Source organism: Muriicola marianensis (genome assembly GCF_014638095.1).
GTDB lineage: Bacteria > Bacteroidota > Bacteroidia > Flavobacteriales > Flavobacteriaceae > Muriicola > Muriicola marianensis.
Genome location: NZ_BMFH01000002.1, coordinates 574,609 through 591,216 on the forward strand (window position 1 = coordinate 574,609; position 16,608 = coordinate 591,216).

The following is a 16,608-nucleotide window of genomic DNA, read 5'->3' on the forward strand; positions in this document are numbered from 1 at the left end:
TCCGTGTAAATTTAAGAAGAATATTCCTTTGCCCTGGGCACCAGGTTTATTTCTCCGGAAACCGTATACCGGGGTTCATTCTTTCGGGATCGTACCATGATCTCCCCGAGGAAACCGGCCAGGAAGAATTGGGTTCCTATGATCATGGAGGTCAGGGCGATATAGAATTGCGGCCTTTCGCTCAGCAACCTGCCCGTAGGGTTGATAAAGAGCTTGTCGATCCCCAGGTAAAGGGCAAATCCCGATCCGATGATAAACATCAATACACCCAAAGCTCCGAAGAGGTGCATGGGTCTCTTCCCGAATTTGGACACAAACCAGATGGTGATCAGATCGAGGAAACCATTGATAAAGCGGTCGGCCCCGAATTTGGTCTTCCCGAACTTACGGGCCTGGTGCTGCACAACCTTTTCCCCTATTTTCGAAAACCCGGCATTTTTGGCCAGGACCGGGATATAACGGTGCATCTCTCCACTCACTTCTATGGTCTTGATCACCTCCTTTCGGAAGGCTTTAAGGCCACAATTGAAGTCGTGCAACTTCACACCGGAGGTCCTGCGGGCTGCCCAGTTAAATAGTTTGGAGGGGATGTTCTTGGTCAGGGCGTGGTCATACCGTTTCTTTTTCCAACCGGAAACCAGGTCGTATCCCTCTTCTTCGATCAATCTAACCAATTCCGGGATCTCTTCGGGGTTGTCCTGCAGGTCGGCATCCATCGTGACGACGATATCCCCTGTGGCTCTCCGAAATCCGGCGTGCAGGGCCTGGGATTTACCAAAATTCTTCAGGAAGCGAATACCCTTGACGGTTTCATTTTCGGCAGCGAGGCGGGTGATGATCTCCCAGGACCCATCCGTACTCCCGTCGTCTATAAAGATGACCTCATACGAAAAACGATTGGACAGCATCACTGATGCGATCCAATCGTGTAGTTCTTTCAGGGATTCTTCTTCGTTCAGTAAAGGAATGACAATGGATAAGCTCATGGAGTATCAATGCTTCTTCCTTTCAAAAATACAACAATCCTTTAAAAGGAGTGCTTAGGATTTTTTGAAGATAAGGCCACCAATCAACCCGATTATAAGACCCTGGATCACGCTCGCGATCAGGATAAAGGGATATGAGATCCAGAAATAATCGATCGTACCCTGGTATTGTTGTTGGATTTGTTCTGCTGTCATAACACCTGCTTCCTCAGCTGCTCTTTTGGTATTCTCGGCTATTTTGGTGATAAAATCAGTGTCCAGGACATTGGCCAGCAGGATCAGATAAACTATATAGATAACCCCGGAGACGAGGCAGATACCGATTCCCATTTTGATAGCCTGCCCGAGGGAAAGCTTTCCTTCATTGGCCTTTCGGAAATTGATCAGGGCCCAAATCACTATGGCCACTGCCAGTACGATCCCGATCACCGTATTGCTGGTGTCCTGAGACGTATGGGCGTCCATGGAGAAGAGCATGAGACCGAATACCACACTAACGGCACCGAGGATCAGGCCGTAATTGAGTGAGAATTTTCCAATTTTAGGTTGCGTTTGTTCCATTTCGTTGATTATTTTTTGGGTTTACTGATTAGTTAGTGGCTTTTAAGGCCGATTTGTTACACCTCCAAGGTACAATTTTTTAAGAAGGATTTTGTTCTACTTGTTGTGCAATGCTAAAAAAAATAATTACATTTGCAGCCTGAAATTGAAGACGTATTGCGATGAGAAAAGGTATACATCCGGAGAATTACAGACTGGTAGCATTTAAGGACATGTCTAATGACGACGTGTTCATCACTAAGTCTACAGCAGAGACCAAAGAAACCCTCGAGGTTGATGGGGTAGAATATCCCCTTGTAAAGCTTGAGATTTCCAGATCTTCCCATCCATTTTACACAGGGAAGGCCAAACTGGTAGATACCGCCGGAAGGATCGATAAATTCAAGAACAAGTACAAGAAGTTCAAGAAGTAAATTAAAAAATTGTACTCTTGTCCGCTAAAAGCAGGAGTTCATCATAAACAAACGCCTCCGATCCTGATCGGGGGCGTTATTTTTTTACATTTGACTAAAATTCTCAGGCATGAACTACATTTTGTTCGACAGTGAAGTAAGGACCTCACTCCTGCCTTTTACCTTCACCAGGCCAGTGGGGGAGATCAGAGTCGGGATTCTGACACTCCGCGAGAAATGGGAAAAATACCTCCAGTTCGAGATCTCCTACCTCACAGAAGAATATTTGCAGATCAAATACCCTCTTAAGTCCGAGTCTGATAACATATATATTGATCCCTCCTTTCTTCCTGTTCCTGAACTGGTCAAATCGATCCGCGATTTAAAGGCCGGATCGGCACTTTTTATAGATTCAACTCTGGTGGCTTACCGGTCTTCAGAACCCAAAAGCGCATCGGATCTCGCAGTGCTGAATAAAGAGCAGTGGAAGGGTGAGGTCATCAGGATAAAACATACATGGGATATCTTTTCCCGAAACGGGGAGGCCCTACAGCAGGACTTCGACCTGATTACCCAGGATCGGAAAAGTGCTCCCATCCCTGGCTCGAACAGGGTCATCAACCCTGAAAATATCTTTCTGGAAGAGGGGGCTAAAGTAGAGTTCAGTATCCTGAATGCCACGGAAGGGCCTATCTACCTCGGAAAGGATTCTGAGGTCATGGAGGGGAATATGATCCGGGGAGCTTTTGCATTATGTGAGCACGGGGTGGTAAAAATGGGCGCCAAGATCTACGGCCCCACCACCATTGGACCCTACGGTAAGGTCTGTGGTGAGATCAATAACTCTGTTATTTTCGGATATTCGAGTAAGGGCCACGACGGCTACCTCGGAAATTCTGTCCTCGGGGAATGGTGCAATATTGGAGCCGATTCCAATAACTCCAACCTCAAAAACAACTACGCCAAAGTAAGGCTCTGGAATTACGCCACAGAACGATTCGACCAGACCGGGTTGCAATTTTGTGGGCTGATGATGGGGGACCACAGCAAGACTGCCATCAACACCATGTTCAATACGGGAACTGTGATCGGGGTGAACTGCAATATTTACACACCCGGATTCCCCAGGAATTTCGTGCCCAGTTTTAGCTGGGGAGGTGCCACCGGATTCTCCACCTACCACACACAAAAGGCCTTTGAAGCGGCCAAAGTGATGATGGCGAGGAGGGGAAGGACCTTCGACGAGAAAGAAGCGGCCATCCTGGAACACGTCTTCGAGATCACAAAGAAGTGGAGAAAGTACTAGGTGTACACCAGTTGCTGTCATCCTGATTTTTCATACCGAAACCAAAGCCGTATCTTTGCCCGCCTTTGATCTGGAATGAGGAGCATGAAAAAGAAAGTCGCTTTTTACACCCTGGGCTGTAAGCTTAATTTCTCGGAAACTTCCACTATCGCGAGGAGTTTTACGGGATTGGGCTATGAACAGGTCGATTTTGAGCAGAAGGCAGACATCTATGTCATCAACACCTGCTCCGTCACCGAGAATGCCGACAAGCGATTCAAAACGATCGTCAGAAAGGCCCAGAAGCAGAATCCCGACGCTTTTCTCATCGCCGTGGGCTGTTATGCCCAGCTTAAGCCTGAAGAGCTTGCCGCGGTGGATGGCGTGGACCTGGTACTCGGGGCCACTGAAAAATTCAAGATCACTGACTACCTCTCAGACCTCAGCAAGAACGATATGGGGGTTGTGCATTCCTGTGAGATACAGGAAGCCGACTTCTATGTGGGAAGTTATTCCCTGGGTGACAGGACCCGTGCGTTTCTAAAAGTACAGGACGGATGCGACTACAAGTGCACCTACTGTACCATTCCCCTTGCCCGAGGGATCTCCAGAAGTGATACGCTCGACAATGTGCTGAAAAACGCAGCTGAGATCGCAGGCCAGGGTATCAGAGAGATCGTCCTGACCGGGGTCAACATTGGGGATTACGGCAAGGGGGAATTTGGAAACAAGAAACACGAACACACTTTCTTTGAACTTGTCCAGGCGCTGGACAGGGTAGAAGGGGTAGAGCGTTTGCGTATCTCCTCCATTGAGCCCAACCTCCTAAGGGACGAGACCATAGCTTTTGTAGCGCGTTCCAGGACCTTTGTACCTCATTTCCACATTCCGCTGCAGAGTGGGAGCAATGCTGTTCTAAAGCGAATGAAACGCAGGTATTTGCGGGAATTATACGAAGAGCGGGTGGCACACGTAAAAAGGACCATGCCTCATGCGTGTATAGGAGTGGATGTGATCGTAGGCTTTCCCGGGGAGACGGAAGAAGAATTCCTGGAGACATATCACTTCCTGAATGAACTCGACATTTCATACCTCCACGTTTTTACGTATTCAGAGCGCGCCAATACGGAAGCAGAACGCATGCCCAATCCGGTGCCGATGAAGATCCGGAACAAGAGAAGCAAAATGCTTAGGGGCCTGTCGGTCAAAAAAAGGAGGGCCTTCTATGAAAGTCAGCTGGGAACATATCGCACCGTCCTCTTTGAAGGGGAGAACAAAGGCGGATATATTCACGGGTTCACCGAGAACTACGTAAAGGTGAAGGCGCCATGGGATCCGGCTCTTGTCAATACATTGCACAGGATTGAACTGACGCGTATTGATGAGGACGGATTGGTCAGATTTGATTTTATTCCCGAAAGTATTACGGCATAAAAAAACCTCCGGAAGGAGGTTGAACTTTTTAGATCCTGATGCCTACGGGCAACATTTCCTTGTACTGCCTGTTCTTTCTTAAAAAACCGGCGATCTGCGGACTTGTGGGAACTACCCTCAGGTTCTTTTCCTGTATGTGGTGCAGCACTGACTTTATGAATTCCTCGTGGAATCCTTCCGAAGAGATCTCCTCGGGTATGACCAGCTTGGTCAGGAATACCTTTCGTTCCTGGGACGAATATTCGATCTTTGCCAGATGACCGTTTACCCTAGTCTCGAACTGTCGCAAGAAACTATTGTCGTTAATGACTATTTGATTCATATAGTTAGTTTTATAGTGGTTTCAGACAAAAAAATTACGATACTATCGTAATCTGGTTGGGCTGCAAAATAAAATTGAAAAGAGGTTACTAAAATCCTCGTTTCCAATTCAGACGGACTTCAAAAGTAGTGAAAAAAATGCTAAATTCCTAAGAAATATGATGTTCGGTATGATATGATGGAGCAAAAGATTCATGTGTATATGATGCCTGGAATGGCAGCGAATAGCAAGATCTTTAAGAACATCCGATTGCCTGAGGACCGTTTTGTGATCCACCTGTTGGAATGGTTCGTTCCGGAGAAGGGGATGACCCTGTCTGCATACGCAAGAAAGATGAATGAACAGATCGGGGAAACTGATCCCGTACTGATAGGCGTCTCATTCGGTGGGATGCTGGTGCAGGAGATGGCCAGGCAGATGCCCGTAAAAAAAGTGATCATCATCTCCAGTGTCAAGAAGAGGTCCGAAATGCCGAAGCGACTCGTATTCGCAAAATATACCCGTCTTCACAAACTACTTCCGACAGGTCTGGTAAACAATCTCGATCTGGTGGCGAAATATGCCTTCGGTGAGACCGTTACCCAGCGCATCGATCTCTATAAGGAATACCTGGATGTCAGGGATAAATACTACCTGGACTGGGCGCTCGACCAGATCGTTAATTGGAGTCAAAGCGAATGTGATCCTGGTGTCGTTCATATCCACGGAGAAAAAGATGCTGTCTTCCCCAAACAGTATATAAAAGACTGTATATCAGTTAAAAATGGCACCCATACTATGATCATTCACAGATATAAATGGTTCAATGAACGTTTACCTGCAATTATTTTGGATTGAGGAAGTTCTTATTTATACCTTTGAGTACCTTCAAAAAAGAAAACCATGAAAATTATAAAGTCTATTCTGATGATATGTGGCGTGCTCTTTATCGGGAGCACCCTGATATTTGCCGTACAGCAGGGTCATCTTTCCTATGAACCTGAAAAGCAGGTAACTATTGTTGATAATTCCGATAAGAGCGTTGCCGAGGAATACCGCATCACGGCCATAGAGATTCCGGCCGACCTGAATTTTGCGGGGGAGAAAGTGCCTCAGGAAGATCCGGAGATCATGGAAAGGATTGATCGTGAGTTCCTCGTAAACACCTACTGGCAGTCCAATGCCGTTCTCTTGATGAAAAGGGCGAATAAATATTTTCCGGTCATTGAGCCCATACTTGCTAAAAATGGGATCCCGGATGATTTCAAATACCTGGCCGTGGCCGAAAGCGGATTACAGAATGTAGTTTCCCCAGCAGGTGCTGCCGGTTTTTGGCAGATCATGAAGGGGACGGGAAAAGAGTACGGTCTGGAGGTCAATGGCAATGTCGATGAGCGTTACCACCTCGGCATGGCTACCCAGCTGGCCTGCGAGTACCTGAAAAAGAACAAGGAAAAATTTGGCAGCTGGACCCTGGCTGCGGCCTCATACAATGCGGGCGCCGGAGCGATCAACCGGTACATGGGCATCCAACAGGAGACAGATTATTACAATCTCCTGTTAGGGGAGGAGACCGGCAGGTACGTATTCAGGATCCTGGCGATCAAAGAGATCCTGACACATCCTGAAAAATACGGTTTTGAGCTCGGGAAGGAAGACCTGTATGCCAATGTCCCTACATTTAATGTGAAGATTGACAAACCGGTGGAGGACTTTGCGACCTTTGCCAAAGAATACGGGATTAATTACAAGATCCTGAAGCGGCACAACCCCTGGTTAAGGGAACCCCATCTGAATAATGCCTCCGCAAAAGAGTACACCATAGAAATCCCGGAAAAGGGTTATTATACGGTGTCCCGATAAGGGGAAGCATCAGATCTTTTTCATCTGCTGCTGCATCATTTTGATCTGCTCGCCGAGCATATTGTTCTTGTCGAGCTTCTTGGCTTCCTGTAAAAGGGTGGTTGCCTCCCTTTTTCTCCTTTTTTGCATGGCGATCCCGGCGAGGCTCAATTTGGCCATAGCCAGGTCATAATCCATATTCAGTCCCAGTTTCAGGGCCTTGCGGAAGTATTTTTCTGCCTGGGTGAGGTTCTTTTGTGAATAAATGATACCGAAGAGGTAATTGTAGTAACCCTGTTGTTTGGTGGTTAAGGCGGCCTCGGGATTTTTGATCTTCTCCAGCCATCTTTCCGTTCCCTCCATGTCCTGTTTTCTCATTCTCAGGAAAGCGAGGAGGATAATCTCATTCCTGAAATACAGGAATACGAAAATGAGGGAGAGGAGGATGAGGAAAATTCCATTTCCGATATATCCTTCCACAAATTGATAGATGGCGTAAGCTACGATGGCAGCCGTAAGGACCAGCTTGATATTTTTATTGAACATATTTCTATTGGATTAATTCATAGGTTATAGAGGAGGTGATCGTCGTGGGGATCTTCTGTGTCCCCATCTGGGCAAGGGTCGAATACCCTTTCGAAATTCCTTCCACTTTCATCTTGAGGATAAAACCAGATCTGAGGTCGGTGGTGACACTCGTGTTTTGAGTGCCGTCCAACACCATGGTTGTAGCCGGCTCTTCGATCTTCATAACGATTTCAGCTGTTCCGCTAATCGAGGCCTTCTTACCGTCCAGTGAATCTAGTTTCCAGAGGGTGTTGGCGTTCAGTTTTCCTGAATAACTGTTTTTCCAGGTGTCTCCCACCTTGATATTTTTGTCTGGATAAATATAGGTCATCTGCTTGTAACTGTCAGACAGGGCTTTGGATCCGAATTCATTTTTAAGGGACGATCTGAGCATGTTGACGGCAAAGGCCTCCTGCAGTCCGGAAGCCCGGATCATTTTAGCCACGATGCTGTCGCCTCCTTTGACCTCCACGATGTCTCCGTTGGTCCTCATGGTCATATGAACAGGTTCATTGAGCAGGCTGTGGAAAATGCGGGATTGTACGTTGTCTGGTTCCAGATCTTGTGCATTTACCTCAAGGACAACCCCCTGCATGCTCGAGGTCATCTTCATAAAAAGTTCCTGGAAGGTGATGTCGATGGAATAGGTGTCCTCCGTCTTCCCGGTAACTTTGAATTCCAGGGTGCCGCTGAGGTCGTTGGTCACCTCGTGAGCTGCTCCATCGATCTCCTGCACTATGTCCTGTCGCGCAACTTGCCGCACGTGGAACACGTCTCCTTTTTTCAGTTTGTACTGCAGTTTTTCCTGCGCATTACTGAAGGGAGAAAATACCAGAAGACTGACAAAAAATGCTAAGGTTTTGAGGTGCATGGATGCGCTGTTCTTACTTGCGGCAAAAGTACTAAAAACTATCCTAAATATTTTTCAAATCGATTTGGCAAAGAAAAAACTCTTCGTATATTTGCGCCCAGATTTTGAAAAGGAGCGAGGTATAAATTCTCGCACAAATTAAAGACTAGCATGAAAAGGACATTTCAACCGTCAAAGCGCAAGCGAAGGAACAAACACGGATTCAGGGAGCGTATGGCCTCGGCCAACGGAAGGAAGGTTCTTGCCAGCAGAAGAGCGAAGGGAAGAAGGAAATTAAGCGTATCTTCTGAGCCTCGACACAAAAAGTAAATGATTGATAATTAGCGATATAAAGGTGTTACTTTCTCCAAGTAGCACCTTTTTTTTGCGCTGTAATCACAGTTGAATCACGAAATAACAATTAGAACACTATGCCAAAAAGAGAAGATCTCAAATCGATATTGATCATTGGTTCCGGTCCGATCATCATCGGACAAGCCTGCGAATTTGATTACTCCGGATCACAGGCGCTGCGGTCACTCAGGGAAGATGGGATTGAGACCATCCTGATCAACAGTAACCCGGCAACCATCATGACGGACCCCACTATGGCTGATCATATCTATCTTCTCCCCCTGACCACCAAGTCGATCATAGAGGTTCTCAAGAAACACCCCAATATAGATGCTGTTCTACCCACTATGGGAGGACAAACGGCCCTGAACCTCTGTATAGAGGCAGGAGACAAAGGTATATGGGAAGATTTTGACGTGGAGATCATAGGGGTCGACATAGACGCGATCAACATTACCGAAGACCGGGAAAAATTCCGGAAACTCATGGAACAAATAGGCGTGGGCATGGCTCCTCAGGCCACCGCTACCTCCTTCCTGAAGGGAAAGGAGATCGCCCAGGATTTCGGCTTTCCCCTGGTGATCAGGGCTTCCTACACCCTTGGAGGGGCCGGTGCCTCCATTGTTTACAAACCGGAGAATTTTGACGAACTGCTCAGCAGGGGTCTGGAAGTGTCCCCCATTCACGAGGTGATGATAGACAAGGCACTGATGGGATGGAAGGAATACGAACTGGAATTGCTGCGGGACAAGAATGACAACGTGGTCATTATCTGTACTATCGAGAACATGGATCCGATGGGTATCCACACGGGTGATTCCATCACCGTGGCCCCGGCCATGACCCTCTCGGACCGTACTTTCCAGCGCATGCGCGACATGGCCATCAAGATGATGCGAAGCATCGGGGACTTCGCCGGAGGTTGCAACGTGCAATTCGCCGTAAGCCCAGATGAAAAAGAAGACATCATCGCGATCGAGATCAACCCAAGGGTGTCGAGATCCTCGGCCCTTGCCTCCAAGGCAACAGGATATCCCATCGCCAAGGTAGCTGCGAAACTCGCAATAGGATATTCCCTGGACGAGCTGGAAAATCAGATCACCAAATCTACTTCGGCCCTGTTCGAACCTACACTCGATTACGTGATCGTAAAGATCCCGAGGTGGAACTTCGACAAGTTCGAAGGATCAGACCGTACCCTGGGCCTGCAGATGAAATCGGTAGGAGAGGTGATGGGCATTGGACGCTCCTTCCAGGAGGCACTGCACAAGGCCACACAGTCACTGGAGATAAAGAGGAATGGCCTGGGTGCCGATGGAAAGGGGTATACGAACTACGACCAGATCATAAGCAAGCTCACCATTCCCAGTTGGGACCGAGTATTCGTCATCTACGACGCAATCCAGCTAGGGATCCCTCTGAGAAGGATCCACGATATCACCAAGATCGATATGTGGTTCCTGAAACAATATGAAGAACTGCATTTCCTGGAACAGGAAATTTCAAAATACACTGTAGAATCCCTGCCAAAAGAGCTTTTGCTGGAGGCCAAACAGAAAGGATTTGCTGATCGGCAGATCGCCCATATGCTCGATTGCTACGAGAGCGAAGTACACAAGAAGAGGATGGCCCTGGGGATCAACCGGGTCTACAAACTGGTAGATACCTGTGCTGCGGAATTCAAGGCCATGACCCCTTATTATTATTCCACTTTTGAGGAAGAAGTGGAAACTCCGGACGGGGAGCGATATGTCACGAATGACAGCGAAGTGACCGACAGAAAGAAGATCGTGGTTCTGGGCTCCGGGCCGAACCGTATTGGGCAGGGGATCGAATTCGATTACTGTTGTGTTCACGGGGTCCTTGCTGCCGCCGAATGCGGATATGAGACCATCATGATCAACTGTAACCCCGAAACGGTGTCCACCGATTTCGATACGGCAGACAAGCTGTATTTTGAGCCCGTCTTCTGGGAACACATCTATGACATCATCCTGCATGAGAAACCGGAAGGAGTGATAGTCCAGCTCGGGGGTCAGACCGCCCTGAAACTGGCTGAAAAACTCGATAAATACGGGATCAAGATCATGGGGACGAGCTTTAAGTCGCTCGACCTGGCAGAAGACCGCGGTAGCTTCTCCCGACTTTTAAAGGAGAATGAGATCCCTTATCCACAATTTGGGGTTGCCGAAAGTGCAGACGAAGCGCTGGAGCTGGCCAAAGAACTGAAGTTCCCTCTTCTTGTCAGGCCTTCCTACGTACTTGGCGGGCAGGGAATGAAGATCGTGATCAACAAGGAAGAATTGGAAGAGCATGTAGTAGACCTACTGCAGAAGATCCCCAACAATAAACTCCTGCTAGATCATTACCTGGACGGGGCCATCGAGGCAGAAGCCGACGCTATTTGTGACGGGAAAGATGTATATATCATCGGGATCATGGAGCATATTGAACCCTGCGGGATCCATTCCGGGGATTCCAATGCCACCCTGCCACCTTTTAATCTAGGGGAGTTCGTGATGCAACAGATCAAAGACCACACTAAAAAGATCGCCCTGGCCCTGAATACGGTTGGACTCATAAATATACAGTTCGCCATCAAGGACGATGTCGTCTATATAATCGAGGCCAATCCAAGAGCTTCCAGGACCGTGCCTTTTATCTCCAAGGCCTATGGCGAGCCCTATGTGAATTACGCTACCAAGATCATGCTCGGGGAAAAGAAATTGAAGGATTTCAAATTCAATCCCCAACTGGAAGGCTTTGCCATCAAACAACCCGTATTCTCCTTTAACAAATTCCCAAATGTGAATAAAAACCTGGGACCGGAAATGAAGAGTACAGGGGAGAGTATCCTTTTTATAGACAGCCTGAAAGACGACGAGTTCTACAACCTCTACACCAGGAGGAAGATGTACTTGAGCAAGTAGATCCAGTAGGAGAATGGCAGGTCAGGACCTGTTCAGCCGGGCCGTCACCTGTACCTGGATCTCTTCGGCTATTTTCTTGAAAAGAAGGCGGGGAACCTTGATCTTGTGATCTTCGGTCCTCACGACAAAGGCAGTTTCCACAACAATAGAATCCCCATCCCTGTTTAGATGTACTGTGGTGGTAATGGGGCGGGTCACCCCGTGCAGGGTGAGATCCCCGCTCAGTTCAAAAGGTTGGGGTTCCTCTGTGATCAGCTCCCGGTCGAAAGACTCCATCTTTCCAACAAAAAAAGCCTTTGGGTATTTATCTGATTCGATGTAATTCTCATTGAAGTGCTCCTGCATCAACTTCTTTTTAAAGTTAAATTCTCTCACCAGAAGGAGAGAGGCCAGCTCACCGTTTTCACTGAGCACCATGTTTACCTTCTCGTTCACGGCATAGATATCTTCCAAAGGGGTGGAGGCATCAAAGATGATCTTTGCCTCTTCGGTTCTATACGTTTCCTGAGCTGAAACCAATCCGCAGCAGATCAGCCATATGACAAACAGGGATCTCCTCATTCAGGAAAATTTTGGTTCGCCCATTCCGCGATGAGTGCACGTGCAGTCTGAGGCATCAGCCCATTTGGCGGCATGGGGCTGGTAGTGCTGTTGATCCGCGATAACAAACCCCGTGTTTCGATCGCATTTTTCACCTCATTCAATGTGGTCAGGGACATGGGCGCATTTTGAGTAGGGGGGTTACCATGGCAAGATAGGCAATTCCCCTGCATAATGGGCCTGATATCTCTCTGGTAGCTCACGGCATTGGGATCTGTAATCTCATTGTCGTCCATTGGGGCACCTTCAGAATTGTCGCTTTTTGAGCAGCCCAGGGCAAATACAAATACCCCGATCATCAAGGCGGTTCTTACTTTTCTCATAGCTGGATTGTTTTAGTCAGTTGTTGATTTTCAGTTCCTTAAGAATAAGATGGCGTATACTGTCGCTGGTTGCGTCTTTATGTCGAATCAGATTACATACCTATATCTCACTTGAAGTTGTTGTCAGTCCGATTGACAAATAATTCGTAAGTTTAAAATAAAAGCACGCTTCTCATTTTCAAAATCTGACCGCTATGAAAAGAAAAATTCTTGTCCTTTGGGCTTTCCTGTTGACTTGTCCGCTGTTGGCCCAGAACGACCTCCTGTCATCCATCGACAAAACAGATTCAACTGCAATTGCCGAAGCTGCCTTTAAGGGGCTTAAGATCGTGAATTTTGAGTCCACCAAAATGGTGAACCAAAAAGAGTTTTACTTTATTGTTTTCCATCGATTTGGCAGTATACAGACCGGTCTGGATGGATTTTTCGGGCTGGATTTTGCCAACACCCGCCTTCACTTCATCTATGGTTTCACGGATGGTTTCAACCTCTCCGTTTCCAGAAATTCCTTCAACAAGACCTATGATATTTCAGGGAAATATCGCTTCGTACAGCAAAGTGATGATTTTCCTGTCACCCTGGTAGGCTACAGTCAGGTCGCTTTTAATACACTTCTTGACGAACCGGTGCTGCAGAGGGAAGTGACCCTGGGCGACAGAACCTCTTTCACACAGCAACTGCTCATCAGCCGAAAGATCAGCGAAAAGGTATCCCTCCAGCTGATGCCGACCTATTTCTACGAGGGGTACGTAGATTACGCCCCACAGGATAACTCCCAGTTTGCCTTAGGTTTTGGTGGCAGGGTAAAACTCTCCAAGCGTTTTAGCCTGAACATGGATTACGGCTGGCATTTGAACAGGGCGGACGGTTCTCCCTTTGTGAATCCCCTCTCCATCGGGGTGGACATTGAGACAGGGGGCCATGTCTTTCAGCTTCATTTCACCAATGCCCAGCCTACTTTTGAAAGCGGTTTCCTCGGCAATGCGATAGGCGACTGGGGAGATGGGAATATCTATTTTGGTTTTAACCTGAGCCGTGTTTTTAATTTCTGACCGGCCTGATCAATCTTCCCATTCGGTATGGAAGATTCCTTCCTTATCGGTGCGCTCATAGGTATGGGAACCGAAGTAATCCCGCTGTGCCTGGATCAGGTTCAGGGGGAGCCGGCCTGAGGTGTAAGCATCAAAATAGGTCAGAGAATTCGATAGCCCGGGCAGAGGTATTCCATGAGAGGCTCCGTAGGCTACCAGAGACCGCACTGAAGAAAGAGTATCCTTAATGTCGCTGGCAAAAGAAGCATCCAGCAGCAGGTTAGACAGACCAGGATCGTTCTGGTAGGCCCTGGCAATATCAGCCAGGAGTGCGGCCCTGATGATACAACCGGCCCTCCAGATCTTGGCTATGGTTCCCAGCTCCAGGTCATATCCGTATTCTTCTGAGGCCTCTGCCAGTTGATGGAGTCCCTGGGCGTAGGTAATAACAAAGGAAAAATAAAGGGCCTCCTCAGCCATTTTTTCGAGTTCTGCTTTATCGAGTTTCCCGGGCAGCGGTCTTCCGTAGAGTTTTTCGGCTTTTATTCGATCGGTTTTCAGGGCTGAGATTTCCCGCATACTGACGGCGATATCGATACTTGGCACCGGGATTCCCAGGTCCATGGCGTTCTGTGAGGTCCATTTCCCCGTCCCTTTCTGTTTGGCCTTATCCAGGATCTTATCGACCAACTGGCCGGGACCGTGCTCGTCATCCTTTGAAAGTATGTCTGCCGTAATCTCCACCAGGAAGGACTGCAGCCGGCCTTTATTCCAGGTGTCAAAAAGTCGGTGCATCTCCTCATTTGTCATATCTCCTGCCTTGCGAAGGAGGTCGTATATTTCCGAGGTGAGCTGCATCAGACCGTATTCTATGCCGTTGTGCACCATTTTCACGTAATTCCCGGCTGATTTGGGTCCGAGATAGGCCACACAAGGTTCTCCCTTGTATTTCGCTGCTACGGCCTCGAAAATGGGCTTGACTTCCTGATAAGCTTCCCGTGAGCCTCCGGGCATGATGCTCGGGCCTTTCCGCGCTCCTTTGGCCCCACCGGAAACTCCTGCTCCAAAGAAGTGTATCCCTTTCTCCCGCAGGTAAGACTCCCTTGTGTCTGTATCAGTAAAAAGGGAATTGCCCCCGTCAATGATCAGGTCGCCCTGATCTATATGGGGTAATAGATCTTCGATCACATTGTCTACGATCTTTCCGGCCGGTACCAGCAACATGATCTTCCTGGGCTGCTCCAATGCTGTAATAAAGGTTTTAAGGTTATCGGTGGCATTTACGCGATCCAGATCTCCTCCTTCTTCCTGCAGGGCCTTCACCTTTTCCGGATCGAGATCGTATCCAAAAGCTTTAAATCCGTTATCTGCTACGTTGAGGATAAAATTCCTGCCCATGACCCCGAGGCCAATCAACCCAAAATCATACCCTTGCTTTGCCATATCGATCGTATTGTATGTCTAATTCGTGAATGTTAATCTCCATCTGATCTCGGAACAGCCCTTTTCCCGGGGCCCGGAGACCATTTCGATCAAAAGTAATTGAAATTATTAACTTTTAGTGCGTACTTTGGACCCTTCTTGGAAGACGGACCTTCCCAGACATACACTAGAAGAAAATGGATAGAACAGAAAGCCAAATGCTGATCATTTTTGGGGCTTCGGGTGACCTCACGGCCCGGAAACTGATCCCGGCCCTGTTCCACCTGTATTGCGGAGGGTATCTGCCTGAGAATTTTCTGATCCTGGGGGTCAGCCGCTCGGAATTTTCGGATGAGGAATTCAGGAGAAAGGTGATTTTCGAGAGTAGTTATCTGGAAGGCGATCTCAAGGAAAAAGGCAGGGAGACCGGAGAGAAATTTGCCCAAAAACTATACTATCACGATCTCGGTGCAAGTTACGAGGCGTCCTATGTAGCGCTTGCCAGGAAGATAGAATCCCTTGACGAAAAGCATCAGACGGGCAACAACTTCATCTTCTACCTGTCGACCCCTCCGAACATTTACGAGGTGATCGCCAAAAACCTTTCTGAACAGGGACTTACCCATAAAGATAAAGGATGGAAACGGCTCATAGTGGAAAAGCCCTTTGGGTATGATCTGGCCTCTGCCAAGAAATTGAATAACAGCCTGCACCAATATTTCCATGAGGATCAGATCTTCAGGATCGACCATTATTTGGGGAAGGAAACCGTACAAAACCTGCTCGTGACACGTTTTGCGAACAGCATCTTCGAACCCTTATGGAACCGGAACTACATACAGCATATTGAGATCACCAATGCCGAGAGCGTTGGGGTGGAGAAGAGAGGCGGATATTACGACGGGGCGGGAGCCATGAGAGATATGTTCCAGAACCACCTGTTGCAGATCGTCTCCCTGGTGGTCATGGAGCCTCCTATAAGTGCGGAGGCTGAATCCATCAGGAATGAAAAGGTAAAGGCCCTTAAATCCCTCCGAATTTTAAAGGATGAGAAAAGCCTGTCAGAAAATATTATCCGGGGGCAGTACCTGGCTGCAGAGATCGATGGAAAGAAGGTAAAAGGATACAGGGAGGAAGACGGAGTGAATCCTGACTCCACCACAGAGACTTTTGTCGCGATCAAATTCTTTGTAGACAACTGGCGGTGGAAGGATGTTCCTTTTTATGTGCGCACGGCCAAGCGGATGCCTACCAAGGTGACCGAGGTGGTCATCCATTTTAAACCGCCACACCACAAGATCTTTACAGAATCAGGCATGTTCAACAAGGACAATAAACTTATTATCCGCATCCAGCCCGATGAAGGCATCCTGATCAAATTCGGAGTGAAAGTACCGGGACAGGGATTCAAGGTAGAGCGGGCCAATCTGGATTTTTACTATGACAGCCTGATCGAAAATAACCTGATGGCCGCCTATGAGCGACTCCTGCTCGATGCGATGCAAGGCGATGCCACCCTCTATGCAAGGGCTGATGAGGTGGAAGCTGCCTGGGAATTTGTCGATCCTATCCTGCAATACTGGAGCACGAGTAAGGACGCTACGATCTATGGGTATTCCGCCGGCGTCTGGGGGCCGCAAAATGCAGATGACCTGATTGAAGGGGAGAACACCTGGCGCAACCCGGGATCCAACCTGGCCGATGATCCCGGATTCTGTGTAATTAAATAA

General features: G+C 48.0%; 17 protein-coding genes. 9 read left to right on the forward strand and 8 right to left on the reverse strand.

The window, feature by feature from the left end; all coding sequences use genetic code 11:
- Positions 1–11: 11 nt before the first annotated feature.
- Positions 12–986 (reverse strand): glycosyltransferase family 2 protein, encoded by a 975-nt coding sequence (locus IEV19_RS13505; RefSeq protein ID WP_188371258.1) that lies wholly within the window; start codon positions 984–986, stop codon positions 12–14.
- Between the two features lie 54 nt (positions 987–1,040).
- Positions 1,041–1,547: a DUF4199 domain-containing protein gene (locus tag IEV19_RS13510; protein ID WP_188371259.1), complete on the reverse strand. Its 507-nt coding sequence runs from the start codon at positions 1,545–1,547 to the stop codon at positions 1,041–1,043.
- A 161-nt stretch (positions 1,548–1,708) separates the two neighbouring features.
- Here IEV19_RS13510 and IEV19_RS13515 point away from each other — a divergent pair, with 161 nt between their 5' ends.
- The 3 genes from IEV19_RS13515 (at position 1,709) to mtaB (ending at position 4,658) form a co-directional block, all read left to right on the forward strand.
- Positions 1,709–1,960, forward strand: a complete 252-nt coding sequence (locus IEV19_RS13515) for a type B 50S ribosomal protein L31 (protein ID WP_188371260.1) — start codon at positions 1,709–1,711, stop codon at positions 1,958–1,960.
- 109 nt (positions 1,961–2,069) lie between these two features.
- Positions 2,070–3,245, forward strand: a complete 1,176-nt coding sequence (locus tag IEV19_RS13520; RefSeq protein WP_188371261.1) for a GlmU family protein — start codon at positions 2,070–2,072, stop codon at positions 3,243–3,245.
- 84 nt (positions 3,246–3,329) lie between these two features.
- Positions 3,330–4,658 carry a tRNA (N(6)-L-threonylcarbamoyladenosine(37)-C(2))-methylthiotransferase MtaB gene (gene mtaB / locus IEV19_RS13525; protein ID WP_188371262.1) on the forward strand — a complete coding sequence of 443 codons (1,329 nt, stop codon included), beginning with the start codon at positions 3,330–3,332 and terminating at the stop codon, positions 4,656–4,658.
- Positions 4,659–4,686: 28 nt separating this feature from the next.
- Here mtaB and IEV19_RS13530 read toward each other — a convergent pair whose 3' ends face one another.
- Positions 4,687–4,980, reverse strand: a complete 294-nt coding sequence (locus IEV19_RS13530) for a GNAT family N-acetyltransferase (RefSeq protein WP_188371263.1) — start codon at positions 4,978–4,980, stop codon at positions 4,687–4,689.
- 174 nt (positions 4,981–5,154) lie between these two features.
- Between IEV19_RS13530 and IEV19_RS13535 the strand changes: the two genes are divergently transcribed.
- Complete coding sequence (locus IEV19_RS13535; protein ID WP_188371264.1) at positions 5,155–5,817, forward strand: alpha/beta fold hydrolase; 663 nt, start codon at positions 5,155–5,157, stop codon at positions 5,815–5,817.
- A 45-nt stretch (positions 5,818–5,862) separates the two neighbouring features.
- Positions 5,863–6,822 (forward strand): lytic transglycosylase domain-containing protein, encoded by a 960-nt coding sequence (locus IEV19_RS13540; protein ID WP_188371265.1) that lies wholly within the window; start codon positions 5,863–5,865, stop codon positions 6,820–6,822.
- A gap of 9 nt (positions 6,823–6,831) precedes the next feature.
- Here IEV19_RS13540 and IEV19_RS13545 read toward each other — a convergent pair whose 3' ends face one another.
- Entirely contained in the window at positions 6,832–7,347 is a 516-nt protein-coding gene (locus IEV19_RS13545) for a DUF2892 domain-containing protein (RefSeq protein ID WP_188371266.1), read from the reverse strand.
- 4 nt (positions 7,348–7,351) lie between these two features.
- Positions 7,352–8,239 carry a DUF6263 family protein gene (locus IEV19_RS13550; RefSeq protein WP_188371267.1) on the reverse strand — a complete coding sequence of 296 codons (888 nt, stop codon included), beginning with the start codon at positions 8,237–8,239 and terminating at the stop codon, positions 7,352–7,354.
- Between the two features lie 150 nt (positions 8,240–8,389).
- Here IEV19_RS13550 and rpmH point away from each other — a divergent pair, with 150 nt between their 5' ends.
- Positions 8,390–8,548: a 50S ribosomal protein L34 gene (gene rpmH / locus IEV19_RS13555; RefSeq protein WP_188371268.1), complete on the forward strand. Its 159-nt coding sequence runs from the start codon at positions 8,390–8,392 to the stop codon at positions 8,546–8,548.
- Positions 8,549–8,649: 101 nt separating this feature from the next.
- A complete protein-coding gene (gene carB, locus IEV19_RS13560; protein WP_188371269.1) occupies positions 8,650–11,502 on the forward strand; it encodes a carbamoyl-phosphate synthase large subunit in 2,853 nt (950 codons plus the stop codon).
- 21 nt (positions 11,503–11,523) lie between these two features.
- On the opposite strand, the gene IEV19_RS13565 is transcribed toward carB, so the two are convergent.
- Both IEV19_RS13565 and IEV19_RS13570 read right to left on the reverse strand, forming a co-directional pair.
- On the reverse strand, positions 11,524–12,063 hold the full coding sequence (locus IEV19_RS13565) for a YceI family protein (protein ID WP_188371270.1): 540 nt from the start codon (positions 12,061–12,063) through the stop codon (positions 11,524–11,526).
- Entirely contained in the window at positions 12,060–12,425 is a 366-nt protein-coding gene (locus IEV19_RS13570) for a hypothetical protein (protein ID WP_188371271.1), read from the reverse strand. The genes IEV19_RS13565 and IEV19_RS13570 overlap by 4 nt, the downstream gene beginning before the upstream one ends.
- A 194-nt stretch (positions 12,426–12,619) precedes the next feature.
- On the opposite strand from IEV19_RS13570, the gene IEV19_RS13575 reads away from it, so the two are divergent.
- Complete coding sequence (locus IEV19_RS13575) at positions 12,620–13,477, forward strand: DUF5777 family beta-barrel protein (RefSeq protein WP_188371272.1); 858 nt, start codon at positions 12,620–12,622, stop codon at positions 13,475–13,477.
- Between the two features lie 9 nt (positions 13,478–13,486).
- On the opposite strand, the gene gnd is transcribed toward IEV19_RS13575, so the two are convergent.
- Positions 13,487–14,899: an NADP-dependent phosphogluconate dehydrogenase gene (gene gnd, locus IEV19_RS13580; protein WP_188371273.1), complete on the reverse strand. Its 1,413-nt coding sequence runs from the start codon at positions 14,897–14,899 to the stop codon at positions 13,487–13,489.
- Positions 14,900–15,075: 176 nt separating this feature from the next.
- Between gnd and zwf the strand changes: the two genes are divergently transcribed.
- Positions 15,076–16,608, forward strand: coding sequence for a glucose-6-phosphate dehydrogenase (gene zwf, locus IEV19_RS13585; protein ID WP_188371274.1), 1,533 nt, complete (start codon positions 15,076–15,078; stop codon positions 16,606–16,608).